At 42.5% G+C, this 13,251-nt stretch carries 7 protein-coding genes; 2 read left to right on the forward strand and 5 right to left on the reverse strand.

Translation table 11 applies throughout. The features are described from left to right. Positions 1–59 precede the first annotated feature (59 nt). The 4 genes from U0033_RS08695 to U0033_RS08710 are packed head-to-tail and all read right to left on the reverse strand — an operon-like array spanning position 60 to position 6,714. Positions 60–872, reverse strand: coding sequence for an alpha/beta hydrolase (locus tag U0033_RS08695; RefSeq protein ID WP_072364757.1), 813 nt, complete (start codon positions 870–872; stop codon positions 60–62). Positions 873–879: 7 nt separating this feature from the next. Beyond that, on the reverse strand, positions 880–2,265 hold the full coding sequence (locus U0033_RS08700; RefSeq protein WP_072364686.1) for an SGNH/GDSL hydrolase family protein: 1,386 nt from the start codon (positions 2,263–2,265) through the stop codon (positions 880–882). A gap of 10 nt (positions 2,266–2,275) precedes the next feature. Then, positions 2,276–4,519 carry a GH92 family glycosyl hydrolase gene (locus tag U0033_RS08705; protein ID WP_083571802.1) on the reverse strand — a complete coding sequence of 748 codons (2,244 nt, stop codon included), beginning with the start codon at positions 4,517–4,519 and terminating at the stop codon, positions 2,276–2,278. After that, positions 4,516–6,714, reverse strand: coding sequence for a glycoside hydrolase family 38 C-terminal domain-containing protein (locus U0033_RS08710; RefSeq protein ID WP_072364688.1), 2,199 nt, complete (start codon positions 6,712–6,714; stop codon positions 4,516–4,518). Before U0033_RS08710 ends, U0033_RS08705 begins: the two co-directional genes overlap by 4 nt. 198 nt (positions 6,715–6,912) lie before the next feature. Here U0033_RS08710 and U0033_RS08715 point away from each other — a divergent pair, with 198 nt between their 5' ends. Continuing rightward, positions 6,913–9,414, forward strand: a complete 2,502-nt coding sequence (locus U0033_RS08715; protein WP_072364690.1) for a glycoside hydrolase family 2 protein — start codon at positions 6,913–6,915, stop codon at positions 9,412–9,414. Positions 9,415–9,553: 139 nt separating this feature from the next. Here U0033_RS08715 and U0033_RS08720 read toward each other — a convergent pair whose 3' ends face one another. Beyond that, positions 9,554–10,093, reverse strand: a complete 540-nt coding sequence (locus tag U0033_RS08720) for a hypothetical protein (RefSeq protein ID WP_072364692.1) — start codon at positions 10,091–10,093, stop codon at positions 9,554–9,556. Positions 10,094–10,442: 349 nt separating this feature from the next. Between U0033_RS08720 and U0033_RS08725 the strand changes: the two genes are divergently transcribed. Further along, positions 10,443–13,202 (forward strand): ATP-binding protein, encoded by a 2,760-nt coding sequence (locus tag U0033_RS08725; protein ID WP_072364694.1) that lies wholly within the window; start codon positions 10,443–10,445, stop codon positions 13,200–13,202. The last annotated feature ends 49 nt before the right edge of the window (positions 13,203–13,251 follow it).

The following is a 13,251-nucleotide window of genomic DNA, read 5'->3' on the forward strand; positions in this document are numbered from 1 at the left end:
TGATTGTCTGTTATGACACTAAAATACGATTGTTAAACCGGTTTAGCAAATTAAAATTGTTATTTTTTCCTATCGAAATAATTATGAAAGAACAATGCCTGATATTGAATTGAATTTGACCAGTATTCCCATGTATGACCACCGGGTCTTACGGTATAATCGTGTGGGATATTCCGTTCCAGCAGCAGTTCATGGAGCCTGTCGTTACAATTATGAAAAAAGTCCTCCGCTCCGCAATCGATGCTTAGCTCCAGCAAATGTGGTGTGAGCAGGTTGACCATATTGATCACACTGTTTTTCTCCCAGCGTTCCGGACTTTCACTGTACTTGCCGAGCAATTTTTCCAGGTCCCAGTTTAACGGAAACGGCCGAAGGTCTACTCCCCCGCTCATACTACCCGCAGCACCAAAAGTATTGGGATGGCGGAAAGCGAGAAATAAAGCACCGTGCCCGCCCATACTGAGGCCCGTGATAGCCCTGCCGGTACGATTGGCAATAGTGGAATAGTGCTGATCAATCCAGTTGATCAGCTCTGTTCCGACATATGTTTCATACTTAGATCCTTTTTTCACTTCACTATCTATGTACCAGCTGCCAAAGTCGCCATCAGGGCATACAATGATCATATGGTACTGATCTGTCAGCGTTACCAATGACGGATCTTTTATGACCCAGTCACTGTAGTTGCCACTATACCCATGTAATAGATACAATACCGGGTAATGCTGGCTGCTGCTATAATCAGACGGGGTAATCACCACCGCCCTGATCTCCTTGTGCATCGATGCACTAAAGGTATTAACAGTATCTACTTTTGCAGCTAACAGTTGTGTCGTGCACAGTACAAAAAGTAACGATAAGATTTGTCTCATATTCAGGTTATCTTGCTGCAACAATGGCTACTTTGTGCAACTGAGGTTTATTGATTTCGTAAATTTTATTGATCAGCACATCCTGCTCCTGTTGCCATACATCACGCATTGACTTGTAGCGGGAACGGGTATAGTTATCCCTGTTACCAGCCACGAAGATATTGCCGGCAGCAAAGGCATTCACAGAATCCATCGCTGCATTGTTATCAGCATACAGCAAGCCTTTTTCTTTCAGGAAGTCATAGTTCATCCAGGCATACATCCTTGTTCTTCTTTCAATGTCCCAGCGCTCTTCATTCATCTCACGGATCTGGATGGCCTGCTGGTATTCCGGTGTGCGGGTGTTCTCAGCCAGGTTAATACCATTACTGAATTCACTGGCATCGTAGGTACCAACATTTTCACCATCCATGAGCAGCTTGTATTTACCGGCTTTCAGGCCACTTACCTGCAATATTTCCTGGTTGAATTCTTTGCTGAAAGGCACCACTTTATCCGCATCAGCCTGTTTGTGGAGCTGGCCCCAGCCACGTGGAATGGTATCTAAAGGATAAGGCAATGACTGTGCGAGATAATTAAAGCTCACACCATCAGCAGTCGTTGCTACACTATTGATCTGGCAATTGGTAGCCGTCTTTACCTGTTTGGTAGTGGCATTGATATTTATCACCGCTACCGGTTTGTTGTCCAGCCCCTGCGCTTTCAGGAACAGGTAAGCCATGACCATATGCCCATCGTTATCAGGGTGAATACGATCAGTCGGCGTCAGGCTGAAAGTTGAATCCTTTTGTTGCCCCGTTTGATTAATGTTCATCATAGGATGATAAAAATCCACGAAAGCCCAGCCGTTCTTCTTCGCTGCCTGTTCCTGGAAAGCAACTATTTCAGTAAGCGCTTCGGTCTTATTAGGAAACCTGTTTTTGTCGTTGAACTTAGCAGTATAATCATATGGAGAACCACCGATGAAGATTTTTTTGATGTCAGACCGCTGTTTCAGCTTCTCTTCAATCTTTCCATAATACTTATAAGAGTTAGCAATCCTTGCATGCATCGTATCTTTCCCATCTGCACGATACCATTCGAAATACCCGGAATCGTTCATGCCCCAGGTCAGTGTGAGCACGGTAGGTTTCTTCGATAATACATCATCATCAAAACGCTCATAGATCTGCTTTGCCACATCGCCACCAATCCCTGCATTCACACAGGTGATCCGTTTTTCAGGAAAATGCGTCATGTAGTACAACCAGATATAGGAATGATAGTGTCCGCCATCTGTGATACTATTGCCCACGAATACAACACGATCGCCCTTCTGGAAAGGAGCTGCTTTTTGTTGTGCGCTTGCCGTCATTGCGCCGGCAGCCATGAACAGAATCAGTAATTTCTTCATGTGAAATTTGTTATTTAGTGATACCCCATTGCTCATTGGGAGATGGGCCCATTACAAGTTCAAGTACACCTCCCTTTACAATGTCCTTATAGTCAATATGACATTGGTTATAAGGTTTGCCATTCAGGCGGGCACTTTGTATGTATATATTTTCCGGTGAATTGTTAGTGGCTTTGATGGTAAAATTGCCGATGACTACCTTGTCAAAAACAGGGCTGGTGATCTCCTGTCGGGTATCTCCCGGGCATACAGGATGGATACCGGCAGCAGCCAGTACATACCAGGCTGACATCTGGCCTACATCTTCATTCCCAACCAAACCTTCTACCCCATCGTGATAGGCACGGCGACAAATAGCACGGGTCCATTTCTGGGTGAGCCAGGGTTTATTCAGCCTGTTGAAAAGGAAAGGAACATGGTGCACCGGTTCATTGGCATGATTGTAATAATCATTCCACATCATGTTCTCAGGTGTCTTATCAAAAAAATCTTCCAGGTCTTTTACCACCTTATCCCTGCCACCCATCAGTGTAACCATCCCATTTACATCCTGTGGTACAAACCATCCCTGCTGGTAAGGATTTGCTTCAATACAGCCATACCATTGTTTCAGGCGGCCTTCTGCCGGCCATGGCTGCCATTGGCCATCTTTATTTTTAGGTCTGAACCAGCCTTTTTCTGTATCGAAAATGTTTTTATAAGCTCCGCCATCCGCAGCATATTTCTCATGGAGCCAGCCTGCCAGCTGACCTACACACCAGTCAGTATAAGCGTATTCCAGTGTATAAGCAATACTCAGGTCACCCGGGGTATAACCCAGTTCACTATTCCCAAATCGTTTCTGGGAATTCACGGATAAGCGGTAGGCCTCTTTAACGTCGTACTTGCGGATCCCCTTCGCATATGCGTCTGTGATCACGGAAACAGCCGGATTCCCTATCATACAACCGGAATAAGCATTCAGCAATTCCCAGCGTTCCAGGTAATCCTTATTTTTCTCTTTGGCTAAGGTGACAAGAGAATTGACCAGGTCATTGGTAAGAGAAGGATTGATGATCGTTTGCAAAGGCATCTGGCTGCGGAACACATCCCATCCGCTAAAAATTGAGCGTTTATGAAATGTGCCGCCACTGTGTACCTTGCCATCACCACCGGTATATTTACCATCCACATCTTCTACAATGCGGGGATCGATCATGGTATGATACAAAGCGGTATAAAACACTTTCTTCTCCCCGGCAGTGCCACCGGATATTTTTATTTTTGAAAGCGCCTGATCCCAGCTACTATGTGCACGGGTCCTTACTCCTTCAAAATTCCAGTTCGTAATTTCCTTATGCAGGTTATTCTCCGCACCCGCCATGCTTACAAAAGAGATCCCCGTTTTCATCAGCACCTGCTCCCCTGCTTTGGTATCGAATTCAGTGTAAAAACCCAGGTGTTTCCCCTCTTTCTCTCTGAGCTGGGGCAGTACCTGTGCTTTAGCCACCTGTGCTAAATACCGTTCACTTGTCACATCTTCCAGTTTCCGGCTCCAGCTATCGGGAATGTCTGCACTCCATACCCCATAGTTGCGGAGTGGCTTACTGAATACTGCATAGAAATACACTGTATAATCAGCATGCCCTTCGCCATCGCCCCAGCCACCACCTTCGGGAGGGCATTGCATCCAACCCATGATCGTGCTGTCATTCACTACCTTAATATATTGTTTGGTAGAAGTGCCCCCTACCCTGCGGGCAAGGTCTATCTGAATCCTGGATTGTTTATTGGCAGGGAATGTAAAACGAAGCAAACCGCTATGCGGGGTCGCTGTCATCTCTGCCTGGATATGATTATTGAATTCAACGGCATAGAAGCCCGCAGCTGCCTTTTCTGTGGATTTGACATAATCACTACGGTAAGCATCTTTACTCGTCTTTAAAGGCCCTAAAGTGGGCATTACGAGGAAATTTCCCAGGTCCCCGTTCCAGCCGATCCCACTCATCTGGGTAAAAGCAAAACCTTCGATGCTGGTATGCTCATAACTATAGCCTGAGCCATTGTCACCCCCGGTAATGGTATTCGGACTTACCTGCACCATACCAAAGGGAGTGGTAGCACCCGGGAAGGTTTTTCCCAGTCCGTGATATATACCGGCCGCACCTACGCTGGTGCTGGCCCCGATAAAAGGATTGACATAATCAGCAGGAGACTGCGCCATGGTCCTGCCGGCAATTAAAGAGAGTATGAGTACCTGCCTGAGTTTCATCATTGTGGATTTATTGAAAGTGTACGAATAGCAAAACGCGGTAAATCTACTACTACCTCCTTATTATTCGTCACTGCTTTCGTGCTTTGTTTATTTGTATTGATTTCTCCATTCAATTCCACCAAACTCACTTCGCCAATCTCTTTTTTGAACCTAAGCCGTGCCTGGCCAGGCTTAGTAGATGGATTATACAGGCGCACGACCAGCTGCCCATTCTTCCAGGTCATAGAAGTCACCTGCACAGCGCCCCCTTCCAGGGTAAAGATTGAATTGTAGTCCGCTAAAGGATCATTCCACAGGTTGTTTTGATGGGGAATGTCGCCCGCTTCCCAGTTCCCTTTATGTGGCACTATCGCGTAGTTCACAGTGGTAGGACCATCTATGGTATAGTTCCTGCCCCAGAGCCCCATGCCGGAATACTGAATATCCAGCCCTAATGGGAAACCGGCTCCATGCGTATAACTGGTGGTATGATCTGAGAACAGGGCCAATCCATACTGACCATCAGTAATGTCTACCCAGTTTAGGATGATATTGTTTTTAATGCTATCCCAGCTGTTGAAAAAAGTGTTGTCCAGCCGGCTCTCTGTTACATCAAATGGCGCATCTTTGGCAACATGCACATCCTTTAATGTAGTAGGAAATACGACCAATAGTTTATTACTATCATTGTAAAAAGGCTTATCCCGCATTTCCCATTTATATTCTTTTGTAAGGGGCGTACCGATGCCTGTATTTTTCTTCCAGTCAAGGTGGAGTTCGAAATCAATCTTAGGATCTCCCTTCCTGATGCTGATAGTTTGTGTATAAGGCGTACCCGCAATCTGGCCGTGGATTTCCAGGCCATTGGATAATTTAACAACCCGCACGCGGGATTCCATAGAAGAATGACGGCCACCTTTTTCGTAGAAGTTGCCACGCAGTTCATTGAACCCATTTACAGCAAAGCTTTTGTTCAGTTTTTTGGAGAATAACTCAGTGATCACACCACCGTGTACCGTATCCACCACGATACGATACATATCATTATCCAGCTGGTATCCATTTTTAATCCGGGCAATCTTTGCCTGGTTTTGCCGGGCACTTCCTATTTGAATCAGGCTATCACAGATATGATTCGTTTGTTCAGTCCAGTTATGCACCTTATCTGCCCAGGTATCACCCGGCTGTCCGTTATAAGGCACGATCCAGGAATCGTGGTGCTCTGCTAATAATAATGTACGCCAGGCTGCATCAAATTCCGCCTGCGGCCATTTCATGTTGCCATCCCATACAGACATTGCCACCAGCTTTTCTGTCTGCAGGATCATATTTTCCGCCGCACGCACCTGCTGCGCAATTCGCTGGGTGACCTGTGAACCCCATACCAGGTTGACAAGGATATCTTCCTGGGATAAGTTCCAGGTGGCAGCACTATCATTATTGACTATATGCTCAAAGTAATTTCGCCAGGTTGTATAATTTGCCTTGCTCCCCATAAAAGGGCCATTCTTCCAGCCCGCATCCTGCAGGGTCATACCAATAGGATGCAAAATGCCGTCCTGCTTTGCATGCTCCAGGTAGGCCGGACTATTATTCCATCCAATCGTTTGCCAGGTAGATTCATTGGAGAGGGCTTCGCCTGAATACCGGGGAGCCGTCAGGATCACACTTCCATCCGGGCCTGTCCAGTAAACTTTTTCGCCGCCATGTGCACGGGTATAGCCACCGAAACAGGTATTCGGATTCTTCAAAGAAGCATATTTAAAACCTAATGAAGTAAGGATCTGCGGTAAGGCACTTGTAAAACAAGGCTCTTCAGAAGAATAGGTAGTAAATTCAGCCCGGGGGAAATAAGTTTTCAATTCCTGCATACCATATTGGAACTGCCGGATAATGCTTTCTCCTGAAACATTGTATAAGTATGGCTGCCCGTAAGAGGGATTAACATACTCAACCCTGCCGGCCTCAAAGAAAGTTCTGAAATCATTCAGTGCCGGAGCATCCACCTGCATGGCACGCGCCCAGGTTGCCGGTTCAATCTCTATATTAATATTCCAATCGGGATGCTGTGCCAGCTGATCGGCCATAAACCGGGTATTCCAGTCGGGATAGTGGCCCCACACGCCCCCATGGTATCCATCGATATACCAGGCTTGCTGTGCAACAGCTGTTCCACATATAAACCATGCCAGTAGTAGGGATAAGGTACTTTTCATAACCGTGAAATTCGCTAAACTGATTTAGCAAATAAAGAATAAAAGAAATTACCCTGCAATAACATTAACATATTATTTTTATTATAATACCTATTAAGTTAATTATTATAATTTTGAAAAAATCACCTAAACCGGTTTAGCAAATATTTTTTATTCTCCCTGCTAAACCCTAATCTTTGTGGAAATATTTTACCACTTATGAAATCAATTGCATTGTTGCTATTATTCCATGTTACTGGTACAATTCTATATGGTCAGCAACTTACCTGGAAAATTAGTCCGCAGGCAGAAACGAAGGAGCAGGCCGCGGAAATTGCCACAGCAGGATTCAACGACAGGAACTGGGTGCCCGGCATCGTTCCCGGCACTGTATTCTATGCCTATGTAAAAGCAGGAAAGGAATCAGATCCTGATTATGCAGAAAACATTTACAAGGTGGATAAGGCAAAATACAACCGTCCTTTCTGGTACAGGACTGAATTTGCTACACCTTCGCTTAAAAAAGATCAGCGTGTATGGCTGAAATTCAATGGTATTAATAAGTACGCAAGCATCTACCTCAATGGAAAATTGCTCGGCTCTACCCACGGTCACATGCAGAGAGGTATTTTTGACGTTACCGCCCTGTTAAAAAGCAAAAACGCCATTGCGGTGCTGGTGGCTCCTCCAAGATGGGATCCTGACCACGACCACCCGCTGGCCAACTGGGAAAGCCCTACCTATATCTGTAGCGGCAGCTGGGATTGGATGCCGGCAGTACCCGGTTTGAACAGTGGGATTACTGATACGGTAGCCCTCACCGTAAGCGGTCCTGTCAGCATCTCTGATCCATGGATACGCGCTGTAATGCCTGATACTACCCAGGCCACGCTGCACATTGCCGCACAGCTCACGAACTCCTCTCCTGTTGCCATCAGCGGAAAATTAAAAGCACTGATCACTCCCGGCAACATCACCATCAGTTCTGAGCAGCTGACATTAGCAGCAGGCAGCAGCCAGGATATTTCATTACCACAACAGCTGTTGCAGCATCCTCATCTCTGGTGGCCAAATGGCTATGGCGATCAGTTCCTGTATTCCTGCAAACTCTCTTTTGAAACTGCGACACCGGTTACACAAAATTTCGGGATCCGGAAAGTAAGCAGCGATACTACGGCCTTAAACGGCCCTATGCGCCTCTATATCAACAATGTACCGATACTGGTAAAAGGCGGCAACTGGGGCATGTCTGACTACATGCTGAAGGTAAGAGACAAAGACTATGAACCCCGCATACGCATGCACCAGGATATGAACTTCAACATGATCCGTAACTGGACGGGCGAAGTCACCGATGAAGCCTTCTATAAATATTGTGATCAATATGGTATCATGGTATGGGATGATTTCTGGCTGAATAATATAGGCGGTATCGATAGTCTGCAGATGTTTGCAGACAACGTAGTGGAGAAACTCAAAAAATTGCGTAATCATCCTTCCATCGTGATCTGGTGTGGCGCCAATGAAGGCACCCCCGGTAGTAATGCACATGGCGATATCAGTAATGCTATCACCACTGCGATTACTAAATATGATGCAGATGATAAATGCTACCTGCCACGCTCCAATGCGAGTGTAGACAATCCCAACTTCTCAATACATGGTAGCAGCAAAACCCTTTCCGGCAGCGGCATATGGGCGAATGTAGATCCAAAGGTTTACTTTACCGATCCACACAATGGCTATCTCTTCTCTACCAACAGCTGGGGAATGCGCAGTGAATTAGGCACCGCTACTTTCGTGAATTCAGAGAGCTTTAAGAAATTCATGCCAAAGGAATATTGGGTAGCACCTACGCCCGAAGCACTGAACAGCAAAGATAATATGTGGGCCAGGCACTACTTCTGTACCGATTTTGGTTTGGGTGGTGGCGCAGATCCTGTGAAGTATGTCAATGATATCAATAAGCAGTATGGGCAGGCCAGTTCCCTGGAAGACTTCTGTAAGAAAGCACAGCTGCTGAACCTTGCCACCATGAAAGCCATGTTCGAAGGCTGGAATGACCATATGTGGAAGGATGCTTCCGGTATGCTGATCTGGATGAGTCAATCCGCTTATCCGACCATGATCTGGCAGACTTACGACTATTATTACGACCTGACAGGTGCGTACTTTGGTGCGAAATCAGCCTGTGAACCGATCCATGTGCAGTGGAACCCGGTTACTAAGATGGTGAAGGTGATCAATAATAAAAACTATCCGTTGCAGGGCGTCACAGTAGAGGCCAATATCTATAACGCAGCAGGAAAATTAGTCTCCACTAAGAAAGCAGACCTTAATGTTGCAGCGACCAATCTCAGTGATGCATTCACGACAATGGAAGACTCAACAAGCTTATATTTCCTGCGTCTTAAATTATCAAAGGGGAAACTGTTATATTCAACGAATGAATACATGACAGGTGATTATACCTTACTCAATAAACTATCACCTGTTGGCAGGGAGCTTTTGATTACCAGGAAAGATGCGCATACATTTACGATCAAAAACAAGTCAACCACCACGCCTGCAGCAGGCATCCGCTTGCAGTTACAGGACAGCAAAGGCAACCAGATCTTACCGGCCATCATCAGTGATTCATATTTTTCACTGATGCCGGGTGAAGAAAAGACAATTAAAACGGATGTAGCAGGAAATTTAATCGCTACACCTTACAATTAAAACTACACCTTGCAATTAAAGATAAAGAGAGCTTGTATCAATAGTAAAATTACGCGGATTAAATCCGGGTACCTGGTGGAGAGAATTTTTGTTGATGTAATTCTCAATGCCTTCAAATTACTTTTGATATAAGCTCTTTTTAGGTAATCAGCAATTCTTTGGTGGATTCATTTCCCGGCAGGTCTACCGCCACGACAATAAGCCTTGCGCCACGCGGTAATGCGGCAGCTTTGTAATACCAGTCTATCCCATTCCTGCCCAAAATAGCACGTCCTCTTTCCAGGAGCACACCTTCCGTATCCACCACACGTACCTGCACTTCGGCTACCCGGAATTCATCTTTCACGGTTACAACTACTTCTTCGGCTTCCAGGCGGATATTTTGAATTTCAGGAGAATGGTAAGCATCCTTTACGGCCATATTATAGGCATTCTGGCCGGGCCCTGCCAGCGATTTATAGTATGCTTTCAGCTCAGGATCCTGTATGATGACTTTTGCATAGGCAGCGGCAACCCGCATCTTATACCTGGCTTCCAGTTGTTTTTGCGTAGGTTTCTGCTTCGAAGGACCACGTTTTTTGGCCATGATAATCTGGCCGTTTCTTTCGTAAATAGTGACTTCACCGCCAAGGGTACCTCTCACGAGGTGAAAAAGGGCGGCGTCTTGAATGATTGCCATAAAAAATGGTTTTGGGGTTATGACTGTAAGGCTACAGTCTCTTATCCGAATATAATACTTCTCCTTCAATAAATAAGTATCAATATGTCGTCTGATTGATATGTTTATATCTATTAGATATTGAGGTACCCTTTAAATGTAGTAATGGCATTAAAAATAGGGTATAGGAGCTGACCCAAAAGCCCTTTTCCGACTTTTTGGTCAGCCCATTTTGTTTTAATAAACTCATTAAAAATTATATCAACCTCTCTTATACATGATCCTAAAATTGAAAAATTATTTTTTTTTAATTAGAAGCTTAATATATATTACAGATACCCAATGTGGAAACTGATCCCAAACATTTATAATGGAGCATATTCAAAAGTTAAGAATAAAAACGGCAATGGTTATTTACGAACTTGAGTTGTCGCTAGGTAACTATGTTATTAAAAATGAGAATCTAAATGAACTTTCCGAGTCTGGAAAACAGAAAATCATAGACCGGGAAAATGAACGTGGAAACCCAATATCCGGGGAGGATATTAATCTTATTATTGAGGCCAGTTATCTGGATGAGATATTTAATTTTGCCATTTCGATCACGGATGGTACTTCAGTCAAGCCTTATATAATTGAACTCAAACAACTCTGTTCTGTATTGGGAATTTTTAATATTCGTAATGCGGTTAGCCATCCCAATAGACCATTTCCTGATTGCTATTGGTTTCGTGCAGCAACTATTGCGAGTGACCCATTAATAGAAAAACTTGGGCTTACAAGTGTTCGAAATGCTCTTAATTCTGCAATTGATGAAAATCTTAGTGCTCCGCCCGAAGAATGGTTAAATAATGTTCATTGGGCGATTAGGAATACACTCCCCTCTACATTCGATCATGAAATAACAGGTCTACTAGGAAGAGATAAAGAGTTTAAAGATCTTGAATCAGTATTATCCAAGGAACGTAATAATCTAATTGCTATTGTCGCTCCTGGCGGGGTGGGCAAAACAGCCTTGGTACTTCAATACCTGAGAGATTTAAGTTTAAGCCCAATTTGGTCTAATCGTGTCTCTTCGATTGTATTTTGCACTTTAAAAAATGAACGCCTAACTGCTGATGGAATTGAGTTTATTGATGCTGTAAATGGAATTGGTCAGATAAAGGATTCCATTTTGGAGGATTTGAAAACTTTATATAACAGAATAGATATTAACAATTTCGATGAAGTTGTATCCCTCTTGCAAGATGAGAAAATTTTAATTTGTATCGATAACTTAGAAACATTACTTATTGAATCTCCCAAAGAGTTCTTAGAATTTAATCAGTCGCTACCCTTAAAATGGAGGGTGTTAGTGACAAGTAGAATATCTGTAGACTCTGCAACTACAGTCACTCTTGAACCACTAGTTAAAAGACACGCAGTAAATCTAAGTAGGAATTATTTGCGCAAGAGAGGTGTTGTCGATTTTAAGCAAGAAGAATTGGATAGAATTGCGGATGCTGCTAATAATAATCCGTTAGCAATAAGATTAACTATTGACTTATATATAAGGGGAGCAGATATTGCTCAATCTATAAATAAGTCGCAAAAGGATATAGTAGCCTTCTCGTATAAGAACTTAATTGAAGCATTACAAACAACGTCCATAACAATTCTCGAGGCTATCTACGCTCTTGGTATGCCAACCAGAAGTGATTTGGTTGACTTTTTAAAGCTAAATAATGACAATTTAGCAGAATCAATCAATGAATTAGCAAAGACAAGTTTGATAGTAAGAGTGGTTGATGAATTTGGTAATGACGTTTATAAGTTGAGTGAATCAATTAGAGATTTATTATTAATAAATCCAAGGAATATTGAAGTAAGGAATAGTATTGCTGAATCTGCTAAAAAACGGAAATCAAAAATCCTTGAACAGACAGCAAGAATTAAGCAATTAGGTTTGTCTGAATTTGATGAAGAATACATACCAGAAAAAACTGAACCTTATTTATATAGTTTGATAGTAGATCTCAATAAAAGTCTTTCAATATCTGGTCGTGTAAATAATAATACTGAATTATTTACTTTAAGAGAGAAGTTTAATGAAACAAGTAGAACAAAAACAACAGATCCTTTATTCCTTTTTAATTATTCACGAATTTTTGGTGCATTAAAAGATACTACTAACGAATTAATCCATCTATTAAAAGCAGAAAAATTCGACGATAGTTCCCCTAGGATAAAATTGGGTATTGCTTTAAGGCATTTTTATAATAATGATTATGAAGATGCATTGCCCTATTTTGAGTATCTATTAGGTAAACATTATGATAATCCAGATAACTCAACAAAGCGATTTAGTTTTTCTGTTATAAAACCGTACTATCTATGTTTGCTATACTTGGGGCGATTTGACAAAATTATTGAATTGACAGAAAATTGGCAGACGAAAGGTCATTGGAGATCAATACTTGGAGTATCCCGAGCAACTGCACTCAAACGCAAGATAGAATATCGTTATGGGTCTATCGAAAGTAATGAAGGTTTTATCAAAGAAATACTAAAAATATTTGATGAAATTTTTATTCTTGAAAATTACTTTGAAAATGCTTGTATTGAAGCAAATAAAATATTGAAAGATATAATTTTCATAGCATCTCCGAATTTTAATTATTCTAAAGAAATAAAAAGTTTGTATGCTCGATTTGTAGCTACGCATTTCTTCACTATTATTTCTAAGTTGCGAGGAGAAAATATAAATTCTAGCGAAAATCTCGTTTTTTTAAATAAAGTATATGGGCTGGAAATATTAAATAATCCTTTGCATCATGTAAAATGGTACAAAGGAATTCAGGACGAATCTGTTTATGATAGAGAACATATAGAAGAGCTAATTGCTGACGGTTTTGAAATCGTTACCGTTTATCACATACCAGATGATAGGGGATATGGTATGTCTAGCTTTATGTTTGCAAGGGATTCTGAAGATAATCAGTTTTATTTATCAGTAAATAATTTTGATGAAGGATGGAATCGCTGGGGATATATTAAAGAGAATACTAAATTAGCAATTAAATATGATGAAATTCAAGCTAATGGTAAGACAACCCCTGCAACTCAAATACTGGAAATTGATCAATATTAATCACAAAACGTACAGCGGTTTGTGCAAAAAAAAATATAAAACCAGTCGA

The organism is Chitinophaga sancti (assembly GCF_034424315.1).
GTDB lineage: Bacteria > Bacteroidota > Bacteroidia > Chitinophagales > Chitinophagaceae > Chitinophaga > Chitinophaga sancti.

What these genes read in the sequence shown, in the direction of transcription:
- U0033_RS08695 (WP_072364757.1), bottom strand. Translation starts at nt 872, where the DNA reads ATGAGACAAATCTTATCGTTACTTTTTGTACTGTGCACGACACAACTG.
- U0033_RS08700 (WP_072364686.1), bottom strand. Translation starts at nt 2,265, where the DNA reads ATGAAGAAATTACTGATTCTGTTCATGGCTGCCGGCGCAATGACGGCA.
- U0033_RS08705 (WP_083571802.1), bottom strand. Translation starts at nt 4,519, where the DNA reads ATGATGAAACTCAGGCAGGTACTCATACTCTCTTTAATTGCCGGCAGG.
- U0033_RS08710 (WP_072364688.1), bottom strand. Translation starts at nt 6,714, where the DNA reads ATGAAAAGTACCTTATCCCTACTACTGGCATGGTTTATATGTGGAACA.
- U0033_RS08715 (WP_072364690.1), top strand. Translation starts at nt 6,913, where the DNA reads ATGAAATCAATTGCATTGTTGCTATTATTCCATGTTACTGGTACAATT.
- U0033_RS08720 (WP_072364692.1), bottom strand. Translation starts at nt 10,093, where the DNA reads ATGGCAATCATTCAAGACGCCGCCCTTTTTCACCTCGTGAGAGGTACC.
- U0033_RS08725 (WP_072364694.1), top strand. Translation starts at nt 10,443, where the DNA reads ATGGAGCATATTCAAAAGTTAAGAATAAAAACGGCAATGGTTATTTAC.